This is a genomic window from Cupriavidus nantongensis (genome assembly GCF_001598055.1).
Lineage (GTDB): Bacteria > Pseudomonadota > Gammaproteobacteria > Burkholderiales > Burkholderiaceae > Cupriavidus > Cupriavidus nantongensis.
Map to the genome: position 1 here is coordinate 1964363 of NZ_CP014844.1, position 21001 is coordinate 1985363.

Sequence of the window (21001 nt, forward strand, 5' to 3'; positions counted from 1 at the left end):
CAGCACGGCCGTCCCCAGGGGACCGTTCCGCTGAGCGCCATGGAGGTTTGCTTCATGGCCTTGCCAGGCGCTTTGCCCAGGTTTCGCGCAGCAGGTCGCGCCGTCACCCGGCGCTTCACCGCACAGCCGTCCCCAGGGGACCGTTTCTGCCGACCGCCATGGAGATCTACTTCACGGCTTTGACGAGCCCTGTGCTCAGGTCTTGCGCAGCAGGTCGCGCAGGCGCTCGATGTGCTGCCGGGCCACCTCGGGCGGCACGACGTTGCGCGGCGGCTCGGATGGTGGCGCTCGCGCCGCCGATGGTGTTGGCGGTGCCGGGCCGGTCTGCTTGGCCCACGCATTGAACTCGCCGCGCATGGCGCGCTGGATGATGCCGAACAGATATCCGGCGGGGTTGCGGATGCCATGCTTGCCGCACCGTGCGGCCCATTCGTCCAGCACGGCCTGCCCCAGGGCAGCGTCCACCTGCTGCAACGCCATCCTGGCTCCGGCCTGCTGTTCCGCCTTCAGTTCCGCGAAGCGCTTGGGCCATTGCAGGTCGCCCAGCGCACGCGCCTGCGCGGTAGTACGTACTTCATTAATACGACTACTACGTACTGTACGGTCCTGCTTCGGATTCCGAAGAGCGCCGTCTGGCGCGGGTTTCGGCCCTGCTTCGGATTCCGAAGAGGGGCGTTCGCCATTCCGAAGAAGGCTCGCGGGCCCTTCTTCGGAATCGTGGATCGCATCCTCCTGTGGATAACTTTGAGTGGCGGTGATTCCCTGGTCGGCCAGGCGCTCGGCGAGCACTTGCAGCCGCGACGGCAAGGTGCGTCCGGACAACATCGGGTCGTCCGCGATCTCCTGGAGGGTGTTGAGTCCCACCACCTGAACGGCCTTGGCCGAATGCCCCAGCGACTGGCTGACCAGGGCCAGGTAGTCGGCGTCGAGCTGCATGGCCTCGAACGGTGTCAGGGGTTCGTCATGCAGGACGTAGAGGTTTCCGAGGATGCGGCCGGTCTTGGGGTCGCGCCGTCGTCGCACGAGGCTCAGCCAGCGCGTCAGGCGCAGCAGCGTCAGCGCCCGCGCGACGGTCTCGTGGGAGGCTTGTCCCGCGCAGGGCATGGACGCCAGCCAGGGGCGCAACTGCTCATAGGTCGGGAACGCCGTGACGCCGTCGTCGTTGAGCATCAGCCGGAACACCTGCCAGGCGTTGCGCTCCAGCGGTGTCAGGCGGCGGTCGAGGAACAGCCGCCGCGGCACGCTCTCGTGCCGATTGCCACTGAACAGGAAGGCGTCGCCGGACGCGGCAGGCGTGGGCACTGCCATGGGCGCTGGCGCGCTGGGATGTGGCTTGGGCGTGAGGTCCTTCAGCGCAGCGTCGAACAGGTCGGCGAGTGCGACGGGGCCTTGACGCGGGGCTCGTGGGGCGGTGTCGTCCACGGCCATGGCCTAGCCCAATCCCTGATCGACCCAGTTCCTGATCGCGGCCCAGACCACCGAGAGCGGCAGTGACATGCCCTCGGCCAGGTCCATGGCCGCATCGAGAATCGAGGTCTCGTCCTCCAGATCGACGTTCCTGCTGCTGGTCACGGCTTTCCATTGCCGCCACAGTTCGGTGTCCTGGGTCTCGTCCAGGACGGGGTGGCGCCCCTTGCGCTTGGGCAGGCCGAGGATCTCCCGCCGCAGGGCGACTTCCTGATGGGTCAGGCCATAGAAGCGGCTGACCATCTCCGTGCTGGCCCCCAGCCGCAGCATGCGATCGACCGTGGCGATTTCCTTCTCCACGTCCTGCGCCTGGTTGAGCAGGCGCTGCAGCACTTCGCGGTTGACCGTGACCGAGCACCACGAGACGCTGGCGTTGGCCAGCACGCTGATCAGCGCGGGGTGCTTGAGCGCATCCAGCTCGGCCTCGCCGAAGCCCATGGCCTTGCAGCGGCGCAGTTGGCCGTTGCGAAGGTCATACAGCGCCTGGGCGATCACGGCCTGGTTGAGCGGATGCGATGTGGACATGCGACCTCCCTCGCTCACGTCCCGGGCGCCGTGGTGCCGGCTTCCAGGTCCAGCAGACGCCGGGCCAAGCGGAGCAGCCGAAAGAGCTTGACCAACGCGGTGTCGCTCAAGCGCCTTGCGCCGCTGCCATGGCCTTGGCTCTGGCCGTGCAACAGGGTCGGCAGGTCGGCGGCGAGCTGCGCGCCGTCCAGGCCCGCTTCGGCGACGGGCTGACCCGTCAGCGAAGTGAGGAGCGTCAGCACCGCGCGGCCGAGCGGCGACGGGGCTTGGCCGCGGGCGCGGCACGCAAACCCGATGCCATCGGCGCGATCCTCGATGTACTCGTCCAGGCCTGCCTCCCCGGCGATCTCGCGCGCGAACTGCGCGATGTGGATGCGCAGCCGATCGGGCGTGTCCAGGCCGGCGTCGATGTACCAGACATCGGAGATCGGATAGAGTCCGCCGGCTTGCACCGGGATGGACTGCAACACGCTCGCCGAGAAGTCGGGCGGCAGCGCATCGCCCAACTGGTCGGCGACCATGCGCTGGATCGACTGCAGCCGTTCGGTCGTCGGTGCCGGCGAGACGATGTGCTCACGAAGCAGATCGCTCGGTGCAGCCGCCGGGCTTCCCGTGGCCGCTTCGCCAGCCGCCGTGTCGTCGTGGCGCAAGGTGGGCTCGGACGCCGGAGGGCTGGCGGGTGGAGGACCGGCCGCCGCTGCAGGCGTGGCGATGGACGATGCTGCGCCCGGCGGAGTCGGCGTGCCGGCGGTGGGCGAAGGCAACGCCGGCTGCGCCGCAGGTGGCGTCGGGTCACTGACCAGCGCCCGGTGGCGGCTTTCCGATTCGGTCAGGTCCAGCGCCAGCACGTCGTAGCCGATTCCCAGCAGCTCGGACATCTGGCCGATCAGCTCGTCTTGCACGCGCTGCGGCGCGAACTCGTCGCCCTGCGTGTCGAACTGCGCCAGCACCTCCTGAAAAAAGCTGTCGAAGTCCAGCGGCAGCGAGCGGTCCTTGGCGTAGTGCTCCCAGGTGCGTTTGCAGGCCGTGCGCATGACCGACAGCCGCTCGACCTGGTGGCGCCCAAGGCCGCCATAAAGCACGGTGGGAATGGCGGGCAGCAGGTAGCGCACCGCGTCGGCCATGCGGGTGATGTGCGACCGCTGGACGGGGAAGCCATCGGCCGCCAGGCGGCGGGCCAGTTCCGACTGGCTCAGGGCGGCGCCGCTCTCCTGCTCGTAGAACTCCCGTGCTTTCTCGACGCCGAGCGCGCGCTCGATGAACGTGAGGCCGCCGCGCAGTTCGTTCTCGGCAAGATGCCCGGTCAGCGCGACGATTTCACCGCGCTCCGGCCATGGTCGGAACAGACACGATATGCGGAAGAAGCGTTCTTCCTTGGTCTCCAACCAGAGTTCGCGCAGGATCGCCAGCCGCGTGTTGCCGCCGTTGCGGATGATGTAGTGGTCCCCGCCGGGCCGGCGCGTGATAGCCGGCGCCGCGTCCAGGCCGCGCTCGCGGATGGACGCCTTGATTTCCTCGTAAGCCGGGTTGCGCTTCATGCGCGGGTCATGGTCGTAGGGCCGCAACTGGTCCAGCGTCACGACCATGGGCGTGTCCGCGATCGGGTCGCTCAAGGCCGTAGCCGCTGGGCCGCTGCGCTCGAAGCCGGCCGCGAGCAGCTTGCCTGCCATGTCCTGCGAGGTCATGTCAGCCATGGCCGCACCCCTCGCAGTCCCCACGACCGCCGGCCGGCGCCATGCGGGCCTCTCGCTCGGCGCGGCGGATCTGCGCACGGGCGTTCAATTCGGCCCGGTGGTCACTCGCTGTCGAACTCGTGTAGATCGCCGCGCAGCCGGCCTTGGTGAACTTGAGGTGCCCGCCCGGCGTGCGCTTGACGTGCCAGCCCTCACCGACCGCGAACTCGATCAGGGCGCGCAGCCGCTTGTGGCCGCGGGCCAGCTCATGTGCGTTCGCCATGGGGCCTCCCAGGATCAAGAGGTCGCTGCGGGCGGCCGGATACTTGAGCCAGTCGGTCCTGCCATTGCGGGAACAACTCGCTGGCGAGCGCGCGCATCGTGTCGAGCGCGGCAGGGGCGACTCTGCCGGGCGGCTGGCGGTGCTCGACCCGATGCACCGGCAGGCCGCGCGTTGCGGCACGTGGATACGCTTCTATGGCCGGCACGTCGGTGGCGAGCACGCGGATGCCGGCGCTGTCCTGGAACAGGTCGCGCAGGGCCTGCTGGATCAGCCGTGCGTTGGCGGACACCGGGTGGACGCGGTTGATGAGCAAGTGCAGCGGCGGCGGTTCGATACCCAGGTGCCGGTACGGCGCAATATCTTCGAGCAACTGCATGGTGCCGCGCCGCAGCTCGCGTGCCGCGAGGATTTCCGGCGTGACGGGCGACAGCGCGAGATCGGAGGCGAGCACCGCCATCTCCAGCAGCACGGAACGCGCGCCCTGGGTGTCGATCAGCACCAGGTCGTAGAGGGGAGCAAGTGCTGGCAGCAGATGCCGCAACCGCAGGCGGCCATCCGGCGCATGCAGCAACAACGTGTTCAGCTCGCCCCGGTGGTCGTTGGACAGCACCAGGTCCAGGCCCGCGATGATCGTGCGGGACACGAGCTGGCCAAGGTCGCGCTCGTTGAAGGCCAACAGCTCATAGATGCCGCCCGGCGCGCGCTGGGTCAGTTCGTAGTAGGAGGACAAGGTGGGCTGCACGTCGAGATCGAGCAGCAGCACGCGCAGGCCCGCGTCCGCGGCGAGCCCGCCCAGGTTGGCGGCCGTCGTGGTCTTGCCGACGCCGCCCTTCGTTGAAATGATGGACACGACCTGCATGGCGCTCTCCGGCTGGGAATGGGAAGTCCGCGGGAGAGCGGGTCAGGTCCGGTGGTTGAGGCGCTCGGCGATCCACTGGTCGATTTCGATCGAATCCCAGCCGACAGCGCGCACGCCCAGGCGCAGCGCCTGAGGGAACTGGCGCTTCTTCATCAGGTTGTAGATGTGGGCGCGTTTGAAGCCGGACTTCGCTTCGACTTCATCGAGCCGCAGGATGCGGCGCTCGTTCGGCGGGAGTACAGGGGTCTGCGACATGGCGGTCACTCCTGAACGCTCGGTGGCGTTTGTTGGCGTGACCTCTATTCAATAGACCTGGCTGCGGAAAGACATTGCAAATGCAATCTCCGCGATTGCACATACAAGCTGGATAACCTCATGCGCTTGCGCTACGAACGTACCTCTTAGCGTTGGCGAACTTTCCGTTTAAGGTGCGCTCAGTGATGCCCATGGTGCCGCCGTAGTGGGCGACCAATGCAGAGACAAGGGCCTCCTGCGTTTTGAAGCTGGAATAGGGCACGCCTGAAGGCGACTGGCTCAGCATCAGCGTCAACATCCCTCCAATGATGTTGAGATAGGTCGTTTCCGCCCGTTCGCTGATCTCGCATTGCTTGGATGCCAACAGCACCGAGGATTGCTTGAGTAGCGTGTCGTGCTGCTCCTGCAGTTCTCGCATCTCACGTCGGGCTTGTTCAAGCGCGGCCTGAAGGGCCAGCCGCTCCACGAGGATCGCCTGTCCTGTTTCCATGGTGATGAAAGGATGCGCCATGCGTTCGCCACGGCTGAACAGAAATCCTGGCCGGTGCTCGGGATAGTGGGTGCGCATCCAGCGTTTTAGATCGACATGGCGAACAGTCAGATCCAGAGAATTGAGCAGCTTCGGATCATTGAGCGTGATCCCGTTCTTGCCGTAGGGCAGCTCTCCGTTGAGGATGCCGTCATAGATACGTTCCGAGTGCAGCCGGCACTCATTCCATCGAGGGCAGTTCAGCGACCGAGGCAGGACACGCGGTGACGCGATCGTGGCCAGGATCATCGGGAGATACCGCAGCAACCCAGCCCATCGGATGGCCGCCTCGATGGGACGATAGAACACCTTTGATGTTGAAATGTCCTTGTGCATGTCTTCGTCTCCTTTCGGGTGCGCTACATCACCGGCTCCTTTCTTGCCCAAGGGCTGTTGTGTCGTTATGGCCTGCGACGGACGCTTGAGGCGATGCCCTAAGCGAAGGCGGAGGAGGCCATTGGCGTCCGCCGCAGGTGGCCTTGTCTTGCTTGATATGCAAGAATCGATCAGTTGCCGGCCCATCGAGCGATGAGGACGCAAGCTCGATATTGGCGCTCACGGTACCAGCGTCATAGGTGGCGCAAAGCCCATCAAGACCGATTTGGTATGGTCTGATATCCAGACGGTTCAAGACCAGCGAGTTGAAGCGTTCGACGCCCCTACGTCCAGTTGGTGACTGGAAATCAGCGGTTAGTGATGCATCGCTCCACATGCTGATATATCGACAAAGTATCTGCCGCAGTACCAGTGACCCTGCCAGGTTGCCCCAGCACATAGGAGACGGAGATGGCTGAACATTCCCATGAACATCAACATCACACATCCGGTCAGATGGGTAAGCACGGCCGACCATACGCCAAGTTCTGGGTGAACATGGTGTTGGGCCTCGTCGTCATGTACTTCGTAATGTTCAGCATGATCGACGGCGCCAGGGACTTCAGAAACAATCTCAACATGCTCTACATGGCGGTCACTATGTGGGCGCCAATGGGCATCTTCATGCTAGCGACAATGCCCGGCATGTTTCCAAACCGGCGGCTCAATCTCGTGCTGTACGGCTTGTTTGCCGTTCTCACACTCGGTTCTTTTGCCGCTACCCGTGCTCAAACCGGAATCGGCGATCGACAGTTCATCGCGTCTATGGTCCCGCACCATTCGGGAGCGATCCTCATGTGCCGCGAGGCGCAGCTCTCAGATCCGGAACTCGTCAACCTATGCCAAGCGATTTCCGATGGCCAGCGCGCGGAGATCGAGCAGATGAACCGGATTGCTGCACGCCTTCGTTGAGGCTGGCTGCCACTACACTGGCGCCGCGTTGCGCTCCGGCGAAGTTAGCCGCAGCGATGTAAAGATGAGTACTTGCGGTGTTCCGATGCCGGCGGTTGTGTCCTACAGCCGTCCAGGTGCCAGGCAGTCCACGCGACACCACCCCGCGCTGCCTGCGGAGCGAGCGCAAGTCATGATCGTCGCAAGTTGGAGTTCGATAGCGAACCCGCTCAGCAGCTGGACGCATCAGGCGTAACGACGGGTGGATGGATCATCCTTGGACGCTGGTGGAAGTGGTTGGATGAACTTTGTTGCCGAGGGCGAAAAACAAGGCTATAATTGAGTTCTTCGCTGATCACCACAGTGGAGAAAGTGACTGGGAAACAGAGACTTAGCGCTCTAGTGCATGACTCGTTTCCCGCTCCATTCGATTCCGCGTGGTCCCACGCCGGAGCACCCGCCCATGTGGCTCAGTGGCAGAGCACTCCCTTGGTAAGGGAGAGGTCGGCAGTTCGATCCTGCCCATGGGCACCATTTCCCTCCCGGTTTATTTCGCTTCGGTCGATCGATGACTGCGCTGGCGTCCGCCTGCGTTCACAGGTCCGCCTCGGCCCGCGCCGCCAGCCTGCGGTTGTGCCGCCGCATGCCGTCGAAGATCGCGTCGGCGACATCCAGCGGAAAGTCCGCCGGCAATCCCGACGCAACCTTGTCGATGACCTGTGCGGTCTGCCCGGTCACGTGGTCCAGCATGGCCTCGACCTCGGCAGGCGCAAAGCCGATGCGCTGTCCCTGTGCAAACCAGTGGCGCGCGCGGATCTCATGGATGGCGTAGTGGGTGTTCCGGCCATGCAGCGCCATCGCCAGCCGCGCCTTCTGCGGCGCCAGCTGGTTGCGGCCGCGGCCGATCACCGGATGCGCCGAGAGCACGTCGTACAGCGGCGTCGCCTCATACTGGCTGCCCGGCAGGTGGCTGATGCTGAAGTTCTTGGCATGGCCGTCGGTTGCGGCCAGCAGCCAGAACACCACCTGCGCCATGAAGAAATGCCGGCGGTCGCTCGCCGCCGCGCGCGAGCCGGACAGGATCTCGGCAATCTGCCGGATGCCGGGTCCGCCGTCGGACTCGTATTTCTGCAGGGCCGAGGTGCCGGTGGCCTGGCACATGTCTTCCTGCGGCAGGCGCAGTAGCCAGGTGCCGCGGCTCGACGGCCTGCGATCGAAGCGTTCGACCACCAGCGCCTTGGTGCCGGCAAAGCGGGCGATCTCGCACGATGCCACCGGCAGGCCATAGGCCGCGACGATCTGCGCGCACAGCCATTCGTTTTCGACTGAGGTGCGCATGTCGGCGCGCATATTGCCCACCAGCCCGAGCGGCAGCTTGAAGATGTGCGTGGTCGGCGTGCTGCCCTGGGGCAGCTGCCATTGTCCGCGCCAGCGCAGCAGCGCGGTCTTCTCCTGCGCGCCGGCGATCGACAGCCGCAGGTCGTCGATGGGATCGCGCTGGCCGAGCACGGGCGCCGACGTGGTTTCGTGCAGCAGCGTGGCAATGTCTTCGTCGCTGAGCGCGCGGCCGCTGACCGTCTGCAGCGCCTCGGGAGCTTCGCCGGGCGGCAGCATCTGGATGGCGCCGACGCAGTCGCGTCCCACCCTGGCCAGCAGCGCGAAGGCGTCGGTGCCGGCGGCCCGATAACGCGCCGCGATGCGGCGGCGGATGACATCGCTGTCGGGCAGCAGGTTGTCGAAATAGTTGGCCACCGCCGGGCCGCGATGCGGCTGGTTGCCGGGCGTGAACGGCAGCGACAGCGACAGCGGCCGTCCCTGCGGGTCGGCGATCCAGTCTTCGCGATAAACCAGCCGGTCGCCGCCGGCGCCGGTTTCCCAATGGCCGACCGGGATGCCGTTCATCCACAGGTCGAGGCGGTTGCCTTGCCGCGCGCGCGCCATGGTCACCAGTCCTCGCGCGGGCGCCGGCCGGTAGCGGGACGGGCCGTCCCGGTCTTGCCTGCCGGCGTACCGGGCTTGGCACGGGGGCGGGCGGGCGCGGGCTGCGCGGTAGTGCCAGCTTCCGCCTGCGACAGCACGAGTTCGACGCCGAGCACGCGCAGTACCCGCAGCAGGCGTTCGACGCTGACAGCGGCGGGGTTGGCTTCCAGTTCGGCATAGGTCTGCTGCGTGACCCCGAGGTGTTCGGCCATCACGGCCTGGGTCATGCCGCGCGACTTGCGGAAGCCCTGGAGAATCGGACGCAACTGGTGGACGGTCTTGATGGCGTAGTGCATGGCGCGGTCCCGGACCCGGCCGGCGGCCGGATGGATACAGGATATTGCCTGTTACGCCGATTTACAAGCTTTGGCCTGTTATATTAAAAAACAGGCTATTACCTGTATTGTCGAGTTACCGGTCGAAACCTGTGAGGTGTCCGGGCGCAGCCAGCCGGTCGAGGTGGCGCCAACGCCCCGCACAGGAGTCATGTCAGCGCTGCAGACGGCGCGAACGGTGCTTGCGCGCACGCAGCGCCAGGCCCGCCGCGACTGCCACTACCGCGAGGACACCGACGGCGACCACGAAGTGCAGGGGCTGGTCGATGGCCAGGCTTTCGCCCGCGACGACGATGCCGAACGCATAGCCCGCTTCAGCGAGGGCCATGGCCGCGAGGAATTTCAGGAAGGGGTAGTGCATGGTGCCGAACAGGTAGCCGGGGATTTCCGAAGGCACCGCGATGCAGAACAGCAGCACCGCCCAGAACTTCATCCGCTTCGACACATAGCCCCGGTATTTCTCCAGCTTGTCCGCGTAGCCGACACGGCCGAGCAGCGGACCCGCCAGGCGCCCGATGCCGAAGGCCGCGCACGCGCCCACCAGCCAGCCGCCCCACAGCAGCAGCACCGTCAGTGGCTTGCCCCATACCTCGCTGGCCACCGGCACCAGCACCACGCTCGAGGCAAAGGCCAGCATCGCCGAAACGGCCGAGAACACGAAGAACACCAGCGCCCCCGCGACGGGGTGCTGTGCCATGATCTCGCGCGCCCAGTCGACCGCCTGCCCGATGATGTCCTTGAACGCCGGCGACATCGCGATCGCAACCCCCAGCACGACCACGGTGCCGACCGCAAGCCAGAACCAGAGCGCGTGCCGGCGGGTGTGCCGCTTCCCAGACAATGTGGCAGACAATTTGCTCAGCATATGAAAATTTAGAACGCGGGGCCGGGGGCAAAGTTCGGCACTGGCCGGCACGCGTCGCGGCGGGACCGTTAGCAGGTCCGATCACGTGGTGCGCGTGCATGTCGCGCTGCGTGCGGCACGATACAATCCGACGGTCTGGCATTTTCATCATTCTTGTCGTTACCTTTGTGCCGCCGCAGGCGAAAGGCAAGCATGCGCCCCTCACCGACCGCCCTGACGTCAGAGGACAGGAAGCTGGAGGCATTCCGGGATGAAGTGATCTCCCTGTACGAGCACGAGCCCGACCTGCAGGCGCTGCCGGGCGTGCTGTTCCCCAGCGTGGCCAGGCTTACCGACGGCGACGTCGTCGCCTATGCCGAATTTCACCATCGCAGCCAGGGGTTCCGCGCGCTGGTCTCGGTGGACGACGACCCCGCCGCGCGTGCGCGCTGCATGCAGGCCTTCGCCAGCCACCGCCACAGCCATCCGTTCTGGCAGTACGACCCCGCGTTCTATGGCGAACGCGCCTTGCGCGAATCCGATTTCTTTAGCGATGACGAGTTCATGGCGCTGCCGATGGCGCGGGAAGCCTTGCTGCCGTTGAATGCGCGGCGGCTGCTGGCGATCGTGTTCGAGCACGAGGGCTATGTGGTCACCGTGGTGAGCCTTCGCGTCAGCGGCAGCCCGCCGTTCAGCGACGGCGACCGCGACCGCCTGCAGGCGCTGCGCCCGCATTTGCTGCGCTGCTATCGTCAGGCGCAGCAGCGCACCGTCGCCAGGCTTGGGCCGGCCGAGCGCCTGCGGCTGGCATTCCCGACGCTGACGCCGCGCCAGCTCGAGGTGTGCGGATGGCTGGCGCAAGGCAAGTCGAACGAGGACATCGCGGCCATCCTCGGTGTCAGCGTCGACACCGTAAAGGTCCATGCGCGCGTGATCTACGACAAGGTCGGCGCGGGCGGCCGGCACGGCGTGGTGGCGATTGCGCACACCGTGCCGCCGTTTTCGCAATGGCCGCCGCTGTGGACCCTGCAGGCGGCCGCCCGCGCGCAAGGGGCAGCCGCCTGAGCGTGGCGCTGGCGGTGGCTGGGCGCAACGCTACAGCCTGAGCGACGGCCGCGCCGTGCTCGCCTTGCCGGTCAGCGGGCTGGTCCCGGTCTTCAGCGTGCGCTGGCTTTGCGGCGGATAGACCGTGGCGGTGATCTCCGGCAGCGGGTCCTGCACGCTGGCGCCGACCGTGTTCATGTTGTTGACCACCTGGAACGTGGTGAGGGTCGGCACGGCTTGCCACCAGATTCCGGTGGTGGCCACGTCGGGCTTGTCGATGTCGAACCGCTTGGCGATGGTGGTGGCTTCGGTGATCGATAATTCCTCGGTGAACGAGACCGAATAGGACAGCGTCAGGTTGACCTTGGCGCTGAACACGCCGATATCGAAACCCGACTCCAGCCCCAGGCTGACGCCGAGGGTTTGCGTTTCGCTGTCGGTGATGCTGACGCCGGTGGTCACGTCGACCTCGTAGCCGGTGTCCAGTCCGGGCTGTCCGGTCAGCTCCACCAGCTGCTGCCACACCTGGCTGATGCCGAGGATGGTGTAGGTGCTGCTGTCCATACCCGGCACCAGCATGGCGAACGGCGTGCTGGCATTGACGGTGGCCGGCATCTGCTCGCCGACGTAGGTCGGCGCGGGCGGTTGGTCCGGTGCGCCGTAGGGCGTTGCCGGCGGCGTGTCGAGCGTCACGGTGCTGGCGCCGCCGATAAACACCGGGCCGCTCGGTCCCCAGTTGCTGATCGCGCCCGACGGCTGCAGCGCAAAGCCCTGCGTGGCGGTCTGGTCGGCGCCGTTGGTCAGCAGCACCGACTGCACCATGCCGCAGAACGGATACGAGTAGCTGTCCCAGAACGCGCCCACATAGCTGGTGCCGTCGGCAACCGGTGGCTGCAGCGGATTGTCTGACACCGGCACCGATTGCACCTGCACCCCATTGATCAGTCCCACCAGGCTCTGGCCCTGGGTCCAGATCATTTCCACCAGGCTCCACTGGTCGGTCGGGATCTGCCCGGCCTGGAAGGTGTAGCGGTTGCCGGCGTTGTCCCACACTTCCGGATAGAGCATCGGCACGTCGCCACCGCCGGTGCCGACGCCCAGGATCAGCGATTGGCAGAGCGAAAACACTTTCTGGTCGGCGGGCAGTCCCGCGCTGTCCACGTAGATCCAGGCCAGCACGTGCACGGTGCTTGCCTCCAGGATGATGGCTGGCGCGCCGGCATTGAACTGCACGGCGCCGGGCGATGAAAAGTCGAAGGCACTGACGGTTGGAGCGTTCATGGAGTTACCCCTCGGATCTCGAATCGGTCATGAAGCAACGGGAACGGCATTCACCCCTGCAACGATGTGCCGCCTTATTGATCGGGATGCGGAACGGAAACGCGGTTGGCGGCTGAGTCGTTGCTGTGGCCCGCGCTCCGTGCAGCGATGTCGCGTGGCGCGTTGCGCCACACCTGCATGCTGCTGGGGCAATATAGGATCGCGCCATGCCGGTCGCCATTACTCATCGGGATTAGGGCTCATCGGGATAAGGGCGGCCGGCAGCGACGGCCTACGGACGCGGCGGATACTCGCCGGTCAGCGCGATGCAATACATCAGCGCCGTGCACGGCTGCATGTTCTCGTGCGGCTGACTGGCGCCGGCCGTGCCCACGGCCTGCGGCGACAACGTGGTCATGACGGGTGCCGGCGACGCGTTGACGGGGATGCAGCTCTGGTTGTTGGGCGCCATGAAGCGGGCGGGCAGCCTGGCGCTGGCCTCGGTGGATACCGCGCGCGCGGTATCGCCGTATACGAGGTGGTTGTGCGCGGGCATTTCCGCCGCGGTGAGCGTGACCGTGGCCGTGCCCTGCGGATTGCCCGGCTGGTTGTCGACCGGCCCGGTCACGGCGCGGCCGCGCAGGTCGGGGAGGGCGAAGTTGGTGGTACCGTTGCCGCCGTACTGGGTGCCGAGCAGCGAGAACAGCGCCGAGTTTTGCTGGATCGCCAGCAGCTGGCCGTCGCACGCGGCCCAGCCGGCCGGCGGGTAGGCGCAGCCAAAGATGCGGATTTCTCCCAGGTACTGGTCTGACATATGGCCTCCGTTGTCCAGGTTGGCTTGCGCCCGGTGCTCAGCTTTGCGACGGATAGATGCCATCCGTGGCGATGATGTAGTTCAGCGACAGCGTCGGCATCTGGTTGCTATGTGGCTGGGTGCCGCCGCTCATACCGATGGTGCCGGCCGCAAAGGCGTTCTTGCCGGGCGGGTTGAGGGTCGGCCGCTATTCGTAAAAAATCCGCCACATCTCCGCTAAGCGGCTGATTTGAATAGAAAATCAATCGTTGGATCGAGTGGCGGAGCGCGCCTCTGGAGGTCCAGCAGGTAGTCCCCAAGCCGATTGATATGCTCGCGCCGGTAAGGGGAAAGCACCCTCAGTATCTCGGCATCGACGGGATGCCCCTTCTCCTGCAATTCCTTGAGCTTGCGCGACATCCACTGGACGTTGTAGAGGATGACCATGTTGGCGACGAGATGGTTGTACTTGATGACCTTGCGCTGCTCGTGCCGCACGTTTTCGGCGATGGTACCGTCCCCGCCGAACATCAGCCACTGGGCGAAGTCATTGAACTGCTCGCTCTTGTTCGTCGCCGCGTGAATCGTGCGACGCAGCTCTGGCTCGTTCAGGTACTTCAGCAGGAACAGCGTGCGGACGACGCGGCCGAGTTCGCGGAATGCAAAGTACAGCTTGTTCTTGGCACTTGCTGAGCCCAGCCGCCGCAGGATGGTTGACGGCGTCATTGTCCCAGCTTTGATTGAGACCGCCACCCGCAACATGTCGGGATAGTGGCGCTGAATGAGATTCCAGTCGGTGGAATGGCGGCAAAGGGACTCGATGTGAGCGTATTTGCGGCGGCGGTCCGCCTTGAACAGCACGAGCCCTTTGATATTGCGCATGCGCGGCATCAGGTTGATGCCCAGCAAGTAGGACAGACCAAACACTGGCCCGCTTTGCGCCTGGGTGTCGCCATGAATGGTGTCGGGCTGGATGTCGGAGCCATTGCGGATCATCCCGTCCAGGATGTACACGGCCTCATGCACGCCGCACGGAATGAAGTTGCTGAAGAGTGCGATGTACATGTCGGACACGTGATAGTAGCCGATCCCGCCGTACCCGCCATAGCGAATGTGGTACTCCGATAGCAGGTTCTGCTCATACAGGCTCCACTTGGTGCCGTCCGCGGACACGCGCTTGCCGCTGCCCCAGTATTTCGGTAGCGCGAACTGGTTGTAGGCGTTGATGACCTTCACAATCGCCTTGTCGAGCCGCTCTTCGGTGACGTGATGCAGGTTCAGCCAGGCGATCTGCTTGCGGCTCAGCCCCTTGACCGAGCGGGCCGTCTGGCTGGGCCCCAAGTTGCAGCCGTAGCAGAACAGCGTGCTGATGAAGCGCTTGCGCGGCTCATCGAGCTTGGCATCGAAGCCGGACAGCGGCCCAAAGAGCTTGTGCAGGTCCAACCATTGCTCGGTTTCGGTCAGCACATCCAGGATACTGATCTGCGGCATCGATGCCGTGATGGCCTGGTCGATCAGCGTCTTGTTGGGCGGTTCCGGCTCCTTGCCGGGCTTGTGGATGATCAGGCCCTGTTCGCCGAACTCGATGCTGTCGTTCGCAGGGAAGTTCGCGTCCACCTCGTCGAGCGCGGCGCTGAGTTTGTCCCGCAGTGTCTTGACGAAGCTCTTGCCATCAGACGGCAGGCCCACGATGTCACAGTAGCGCGGCACCTCCCGCAGAAACTCCTCTTGCGAGACCTGATGGACGCGGAAATCGTCAAAGCGATCGCTGCCTTCGACGTACAGGTCGCCGGAGTTCAGTGCCTGCATCAACTGGTGGAACACGCACAACTCAAAGTACCGGCGATGCAGAAGCCGCGAATTCCGGCCGTCCGGGAAGATGGCTTTGTTCCATTTGTCGGGAAGCCGGTCGAGAGGCAGGTTGGCGAATTCCGCCTCGGTGAGTTGCAGATACTCGCGGTGCGAGGTTCGATAGCCCTGCATCCAGGCCAGTGCCACCAGGATCGTCTTGTCCTGGGAACTGGAGCGCAGCGGCAGCGCCTCTACGCACTGAAACAGCAAGGCGCGCTGCTGGCGATATGGCGCCAGCATGAACGGCGGGTCAAAGTTGCCGGCGTAGGCAATATGCTCATTGCAGCGCGCGAGCGCCCCGGCGGCGTCGTTGCCGAGCACTTCACGCACCTTCTGCAGCCGAAAAATGTCGGCGATGCCATCGTCCTGCAGAACCTGCAGCACGTCGCGGAACTGGCCGACCAAGCTCTCCAGCGCGTCGGCGTGCGCAAGCTGATATTGCTGCAGCCGGGTCCTGGCGAGGGATTCGAGCTTGCGCATCACCTTGATGAAGATCTCTGCCACATCATCGAGCGCCTTCTGCAGTTGCGCCTGAATGAAGAGCACCGCCAGCGTGTAGCGCTTGGCGGGCTTGAGCCCGCGCAACTTGGTAATGTCCAGCGCCCGCGCCTCCGTGACCAATTGCGTATGCTTGGCGACCGAGAGCGTGGGCGGTGCTGGCGGCAGGCCATCGGCCAGTTTCCGCAGACCGTGAATATGCTTCAGGAAGCTCGCGATCTCGCGCGTGGCCGGGCGCTTGGGCTCGCGCTTGAGCTGGTCCCAGCCGGACTTGCCGGTCTGGCCGTCAAACAGCGCCTCGATCCGAGCTTTCAGCGAGTCATCGAGCGCCCCCGTGATGGCGCGGTAGATCGCTTCGTTAAACCGGGCCCGGGCCTGTGCCGCCATCCGCTGCAGGCCTGCCAGCGGTGGCAATTCGTACCGCCCTCGGATCAGTTCCTCGAGCAGCACGTTGATGATGTCCGGCAGTTCGGCCTTGGTCCGCGCGGCATCGGCTGCCTGCGACTCCAGCCATTTCTGCGCGTTGGCGTCCACCTGCCGGATGCCAACATAGGCGCGCAGCAACTTCTGATGTCGAGCGCGCGTGCCCGAGACATCGTAGCGTGTTACCACGCTGCGCGACAACGCCCGCGCCCGCAGAGCTGCCCGTACGTGCTCGATCACCGCGGCCGGCACCTCGGTCAGCATCGGAAAATAGCCAAGGCGCTGCAGCAATTTGAGCTGCACGAGAATCAGCACCGATGTTGAGGCCCGGCGCGCCTGGCTGCGCGCAAAGCGGATCTCGGCCGCGGTCGGCGTGAACGCTGCCTGCAGTTCCACAACGGTGGGCTCGGCCGGCAGCACCGGATAGGCGGTCTCGTGGATCGGCGGCATGATCTCTATCTACGGCCGAAGGCCTGCTCCAGCTGGCGCGTGCGCTGTACCTCGTCATCGTGCAGGTAGATCGAGGTGGTGGTGATGGAGGCGTGCCGCAGATTGTCACGCACCGTTGTCAGGGTTGCGCCGCGGGCCAGGGCATGTGTGGCATGGGTGTGCCTCACCCAGTGGGGTGTGGCGCGCCGCAGCTTGTCCGCCAGCGCCGGATGGTCGCCCTGGATGAAGTCGGCAGCCAGCAGAAAGAAGCGGCGAAACACGTCGCGCAGACGCGGCGTGGTGATGGCCGCGGCGCTGTCCAGATTGGCGAGTAGGGGCGTGTCCGGCTGCCAGTGCGAGGGCGTTACCGGCAGTCCGCGTTGGACCAAGTATTGATCGAGCGCGTGGCGCGCCAGAGACGGTAGCGCGACCTTGCCGGGCTTGGCACCTTTGCCGACCAAATGCAGCCAGCGCTCGCCGCGCGCGCCGATCTCGATGCCGCCAAGCGTCACGCCCACCAGTTCACCGGCACGCAGGCCGGTAGCGTACCCGAAGTCCAGCAGGAACCGCAGTCGCTGCGCGGCCGGCTCCGTCCAGCCATGGGACCATTCAAGCCCGTCGGCGATGGTCCGCACCAGTTCCCACTCGCCTGCCGAGAAGGCGCGGGAGGCGTCCAGGCCGGCCGCCCGCTGGCCACCGCGCACTTTCAGTCCGGCAAAAGGATTCACCAGCACGTAGCGCTGCTGGATTAGCCAGCGGAACATGCCCCCGAGCACGGACAAGGCATAGGCGATCGAGCGTGGCGACAAGGCGCCAGTAAAGGGGCGCCATTCCGGCAACGAGCGCGGCCGTGCCGGCGCGACCCAGCGGTGGTGCGGCGTGGGCCGGCGCAGGAAGGCGCGGTAAGTCGACGCGTCTTCCGTGGTCAGCGAGGACAGCGCCTTGCCGCGCTCGAGGATGGCCCACAAGAGCAGGCGCTCCGCCTCCTTGCGGTAGGCACGTTCGGTCTCGGTCGACTCGTGCAAGGCCAGCCAGGCCCCGATGGCCTCATAGTCATTGTTGGCGTCGAGCGTGCACATCTGGCGCGGGGCCCGAAAGGCTCCATGTGATCCATCTATCTCATGCGGCAACCGGATTTGCTCCCAGGGCACGACCGGATCGGGCGGTGCCACCGTGACCAGGGCGCGCGCCCGTTCGGTGAGCTTCGGGTGCGCCGCGAAGAAGGCCTCGATGGGCCGGGCGCTGCGGGCGCCTAGCCCATCGATGGCGGCCCACCAACGGCGCCGGCGCGGGATGCGCACCGTCAGGTCGGCGAGCGTGCGGATGCCATGGGCGCGTAGCGCGGTGACCGCGCGTGGGGACAGCCACCAATCAACCGAATCGCTGATCTGCGGCTCGGGAAGAGGCAGCGACCGCAACGTTTCGAGCGCGCGGGCGACACCCTTGGCGTGGCTGGCCCGATCGGCCGCGTGACAGCAGAACAGTGCAGCAAAATCCTCGCGCCGCCGCCGCCGCGCGAACTCGACGAGCTGGCGGCGGATATCCCCGAGCACGCCACGCGCCGACCGGCCCGCGCCCAGCGCGTCGGGGCAATAGCGTGCGACCGCCTGACGCGACGACGCGCCCGCGTACCAGGCGCGCAGGGCCGCCAAAGAGGCGGCGTCGGGGAAATCGGGTGGGATGGGAGAGTCTGGCATCGAGCGTCGATTGGAGCGCGATAAGTCCTGACTGACGGTGGTCAAGCGGCGTGCCGCAGGTGAGGCGCAAATCGCAAGACTGCAGTTTGCCAGAAAAACGTCTCTATATCGCTAAGAGCGGTTATCGATATGTTGGATATCCAAGTTATGAACCTGCGCAACGCGGTTCCTATCCGCTGCTCATCCGCTAGAATGCGCACAGCCTTCGTTTCACGTACGATTACAACCGATCCACGCTGTCGAAAGGGCAGAAGACGTTCAACTCGCTGATCCAGCTGATCGAGAAGCGCCGCATGCGGCTGAGTGCCTGGGAAACCGTCACGTCTACCTTCCAGTAGCGATACGTCAACGAGTACCTGCCGCTTGAGCAGACCTCGACCAATCTGCGAATCCAGATGGTGCATTGCCTGGGTCGGGCCTACGAGCAGAAGGGGCTGACCACGACCGAACGTCGCAGAAAGATTACCGCGCGGAGATGTGGAGATGTGGAGATTTGGCGGATTGTTCGCGAATTGCGGCCAACCCTCGAAACGGATCTAGAAACGAAAGCTCACGCGCTGGATACCTGCGCTCCGGCGGGCGACAAGCATCATGGGAAGCGCTGGCGAGCAGCCGGAACTCATGACCTTCCTGCGCACGCTCATGGCCAATCTGGGCACCCGGTATCTCTTCTGACGCCGGAGATGCCGGATGCGCCCCGCCGCGCGAGCGGCGGGGCAAGCGCGACCTAGACCCCGAGCCTCGACAAGGCCGGCGGCGTCAGTGCCACCGTTACCGTCTTCTCCTCTGTATAGAAATGCCGTGACGGCAGCGCGCCCTCACGCCCGACACCTGACTCCTTGTAGCCACCGAACGGAAGACGTGGGTCGAGCGAGAGCATTGGCGTGTTGACGAGCACATTGCCAGCCTGGATGCGACGTGTTCCATCCATGGCCTCCGACAGTTCACCGGTCCACAGGTAGGAAACCAGCCCATAGCGCGAATCATTCGCGACCGTGATTGCTTCGTCGAGCGAATCCACCACCAGCAGCGCGGCGAATGGCCCGAAGACTTCCTCCTGGCAGACGCGCGCGGCGTTGGACGGCGCCAGCACCGCGGTGGGCCGGAAGTAGTAGCCGCGCTCGAAGCCTGGTGCGCGTGTGCCACCGGCCAGCAGCTTGCAGCCGTCGGCACGCGCAATATCGACATAGGACTGCACGCGCTCATAGCTGGCGCGGAAGGCCAGCGGCCCGTTGTCGCTCGACGGCTCGAGCGGATGCCCCACGCGGATGCGCTCGGTGCGCGCCACGAAGCGGTCGATGAAGGCGTCTGCGATGTCCCGGTGCAATACGATGCGGGAACCGGCGAAGCACTGCTGTCCGTTGTTGGTAAAGATGGCCAGCAGTGCGGCGTCCACGGCACGCTCCAGGTCGGCGCTCGGCATGATGATGTTCGCCGACTTGCCGCCAAGCTCCAGGTCCACGCGCTTGAGCCCTTCGCCTGCAATGGCAGCGATGCGGCGAGCCGTGGCGGTGCCACCGGTAAAGGAGATGCCTCGCACATCGGGATGCCGCACCAGCGCGTCCCCGGTGACGTGGCCGCGTCCGTTGACGAGGTTCACCACGCCTGGCGGCACGCCGGCTTCGGTCAGCAGCGCCATGAGCCTGGCCAGCGCCAGCGGCGTCTGCTCCGAGGTCTTCACCACGCACGTATTGCCGAAAGCGAGTGCCGCCGCGATCTTCGTCGAAGCAAGGGCGGTGGGCGCATTGGATGGCGAAATCAGCGCGACCACGCCCAGCGGCTCGCGCAGCACATAGCGCAGCGTGGCTTCGCCGTCCTGCGTGGCCAGTTCAGTCGCCTGGCCGAGCCATTCGGCATAGAAGCGGAAGCTGCCAAGAATGCGCGGCAGTTGGTACTGGCGGGCATAGTGCAGCGTCTGGCCGGTGTTGGCGGTCTCCAACCAAGCCAGTTCGTCCAGATTGCGGCCGACTAGGTCAATGATGCGGGCGAACACCTCCCTGCGTGCAGCCGGCGCCATGCGGGGCCAGGGGCCGTGCAGGAACGCGTCGCGGGCGGCGGCTACGGCGCGCTCCACTTCCCCGGCATCGGCCTCGTGCAGCAGGCTGACCACCTGCTCGTCGGCGGGATTGATGATAGGCAGCGTGGTGGCGGCACCCGGCGACACGAAGTCGCCGTCGATGAAGCTCGTGGTATCGGCGGGAATCGGGAAGCTCATGACCACAGGCCTCCGTTCACATGGATGGTCTGCGACGTGATGTAGGCCGAGCCCGGCCCGATCAGGAACAGGAACGTGCCGACCATTTCGTCCGGCTGCGCGATCCGCCGCATGGGCAGCATGCGCGTGACGGCGTCGGCATCAATCCGCTCCTGCTTCTCCGGCCGCCCGGTGCCGCCCTGCAGGAAGGCGGTCTGCACGATTCCGGGCGCCACGGCGTTGACGCGGATGTCGGGCCCGCATTCCGTGGCCAGCGCACGGACCAGGTTGATCACGCCGGCCTTGGATGCGGCGTACGGCCCATAGCCGGGCAGCGACACGGCGACGCCGAAGGTGGACGCGGTATGGACCAAGGCCCCGCCGCCGGCAGCCCGCAGCAACGGCAGTGCGGCGCGGCTCACCAGGAACGCGCTGGTCAGCGTGCCGCTCGTGATCTCCTGCCATTCGGCCAGGGGCATGTCGTCAAGACGCATCCGCTCCTTGGTGAAACCGACCAGGTTGATGACCGCGTCAAGCCCGCCGAATTCGCGCGACACCGTCTCGAAGGCAGCGGCCACGCTCTGCTCGTCCATGGCGTCACAGCCGACCGCGAGCGTGCCGTCCGGCGGCGGGAACAGCGCCATCGACCGCGGCAGGTCGAGCACGGCGACGCGCAGGCCGCTTTCCACGGCCTGTGCCACCACGGCGCGGCCAATGCCGCCACAGCCGCCCACGACGACGACACGTGTGCCGCGCGGGGGCAGCAAGGTAAATCCATCCATCGACATCTCCTTGG

Annotated in this window: 18 protein-coding genes and 1 tRNA gene; 3 read left to right on the plus strand and 16 right to left on the minus strand. The window is 65.6% G+C overall.

The window, feature by feature from the left end; genetic code table 11:
• Nucleotides 1-195 precede the first annotated feature (195 nt).
• The 7 genes from A2G96_RS09225 to A2G96_RS09255 form a co-directional block, all read right to left on the minus strand.
• Nucleotides 196-1428, minus strand: coding sequence for an STY4528 family pathogenicity island replication protein (locus A2G96_RS09225; RefSeq protein ID WP_023113902.1), 1233 nt, complete (start codon nucleotides 1426-1428; stop codon nucleotides 196-198).
• 3 nt (nucleotides 1429-1431) lie between these two features.
• A complete protein-coding gene (locus tag A2G96_RS09230) occupies nucleotides 1432-1992 on the minus strand; it encodes a DUF2857 domain-containing protein (RefSeq protein WP_003090097.1) in 561 nt (186 codons plus the stop codon).
• A 14-nt stretch (nucleotides 1993-2006) separates the two neighbouring features.
• Entirely contained in the window at nucleotides 2007-3686 is a 1680-nt protein-coding gene (locus tag A2G96_RS09235) for a ParB family protein (protein ID WP_062798603.1), read from the minus strand.
• Nucleotides 3679-3948, minus strand: a complete 270-nt coding sequence (locus A2G96_RS09240) for a hypothetical protein (RefSeq protein ID WP_003050422.1) — start codon at nucleotides 3946-3948, stop codon at nucleotides 3679-3681. Before A2G96_RS09240 ends, A2G96_RS09235 begins: the two co-directional genes overlap by 8 nt.
• Nucleotides 3932-4807 carry a ParA family protein gene (locus A2G96_RS09245; protein WP_003090095.1) on the minus strand — a complete coding sequence of 292 codons (876 nt, stop codon included), beginning with the start codon at nucleotides 4805-4807 and terminating at the stop codon, nucleotides 3932-3934. The genes A2G96_RS09240 and A2G96_RS09245 overlap by 17 nt, the downstream gene beginning before the upstream one ends.
• Before the next feature lie 42 nt (nucleotides 4808-4849).
• Entirely contained in the window at nucleotides 4850-5062 is a 213-nt protein-coding gene (locus A2G96_RS09250; RefSeq protein ID WP_003090093.1) for an AlpA family transcriptional regulator, read from the minus strand.
• Between the two features lie 118 nt (nucleotides 5063-5180).
• The gene (locus A2G96_RS09255; RefSeq protein ID WP_003120040.1) at nucleotides 5181-5927 is read right to left on the minus strand and encodes a hypothetical protein; all 747 of its coding nucleotides are present in this window, start codon (nucleotides 5925-5927) and stop codon (nucleotides 5181-5183) included.
• A 450-nt stretch (nucleotides 5928-6377) separates the two neighbouring features.
• Here A2G96_RS09255 and A2G96_RS09260 point away from each other — a divergent pair, with 450 nt between their 5' ends.
• Nucleotides 6378-6878, plus strand: coding sequence for a DUF305 domain-containing protein (locus A2G96_RS09260; protein ID WP_003098996.1), 501 nt, complete (start codon nucleotides 6378-6380; stop codon nucleotides 6876-6878).
• Nucleotides 6879-7316: 438 nt separating this feature from the next.
• Nucleotides 7317-7391: transfer RNA gene (locus A2G96_RS09265), tRNA-Thr, on the plus strand.
• 60 nt (nucleotides 7392-7451) lie between these two features.
• On the opposite strand, the gene A2G96_RS09270 is transcribed toward A2G96_RS09265, so the two are convergent.
• The 3 genes from A2G96_RS09270 to A2G96_RS09280 all read right to left on the minus strand — a co-directional run bounded on the left by A2G96_RS09270 (nucleotide 7452) and on the right by A2G96_RS09280 (nucleotide 10025).
• Entirely contained in the window at nucleotides 7452-8798 is a 1347-nt protein-coding gene (locus tag A2G96_RS09270) for a type II toxin-antitoxin system HipA family toxin (RefSeq protein ID WP_062798606.1), read from the minus strand.
• Nucleotides 8799-8800: 2 nt separating this feature from the next.
• Nucleotides 8801-9133, minus strand: coding sequence for a helix-turn-helix transcriptional regulator (locus tag A2G96_RS09275; RefSeq protein WP_062798608.1), 333 nt, complete (start codon nucleotides 9131-9133; stop codon nucleotides 8801-8803).
• 193 nt (nucleotides 9134-9326) lie between these two features.
• A complete protein-coding gene (locus A2G96_RS09280) occupies nucleotides 9327-10025 on the minus strand; it encodes a TVP38/TMEM64 family protein (RefSeq protein WP_231909634.1) in 699 nt (232 codons plus the stop codon).
• A gap of 204 nt (nucleotides 10026-10229) precedes the next feature.
• On the opposite strand from A2G96_RS09280, the gene A2G96_RS09285 reads away from it, so the two are divergent.
• Nucleotides 10230-11081, plus strand: coding sequence for a helix-turn-helix transcriptional regulator (locus A2G96_RS09285; RefSeq protein WP_062798612.1), 852 nt, complete (start codon nucleotides 10230-10232; stop codon nucleotides 11079-11081).
• A 30-nt stretch (nucleotides 11082-11111) separates the two neighbouring features.
• Here A2G96_RS09285 and A2G96_RS09290 read toward each other — a convergent pair whose 3' ends face one another.
• The 6 genes from A2G96_RS09290 to A2G96_RS09315 all read right to left on the minus strand — a co-directional run bounded on the left by A2G96_RS09290 (nucleotide 11112) and on the right by A2G96_RS09315 (nucleotide 20987).
• Entirely contained in the window at nucleotides 11112-12341 is a 1230-nt protein-coding gene (locus A2G96_RS09290) for a hypothetical protein (RefSeq protein WP_062798614.1), read from the minus strand.
• A 271-nt stretch (nucleotides 12342-12612) separates the two neighbouring features.
• Complete coding sequence (locus A2G96_RS09295) at nucleotides 12613-13134, minus strand: phage tail protein (protein WP_062798616.1); 522 nt, start codon at nucleotides 13132-13134, stop codon at nucleotides 12613-12615.
• A gap of 216 nt (nucleotides 13135-13350) precedes the next feature.
• Nucleotides 13351-16335: a Tn3 family transposase gene (locus tag A2G96_RS09300; RefSeq protein WP_062798619.1), complete on the minus strand. Its 2985-nt coding sequence runs from the start codon at nucleotides 16333-16335 to the stop codon at nucleotides 13351-13353.
• 5 nt (nucleotides 16336-16340) lie between these two features.
• Complete coding sequence (locus A2G96_RS09305; protein ID WP_062798621.1) at nucleotides 16341-18011, minus strand: phage integrase family protein; 1671 nt, start codon at nucleotides 18009-18011, stop codon at nucleotides 16341-16343.
• A 727-nt stretch (nucleotides 18012-18738) separates the two neighbouring features.
• The gene (locus tag A2G96_RS09310) at nucleotides 18739-20226 is read right to left on the minus strand and encodes an aldehyde dehydrogenase family protein (RefSeq protein WP_062798623.1); all 1488 of its coding nucleotides are present in this window, start codon (nucleotides 20224-20226) and stop codon (nucleotides 18739-18741) included.
• Entirely contained in the window at nucleotides 20223-20987 is a 765-nt protein-coding gene (locus A2G96_RS09315) for an SDR family NAD(P)-dependent oxidoreductase (protein WP_224081570.1), read from the minus strand. The genes A2G96_RS09310 and A2G96_RS09315 overlap by 4 nt, the downstream gene beginning before the upstream one ends.
• Nucleotides 20988-21001: the final 14 nt, after the last annotated feature.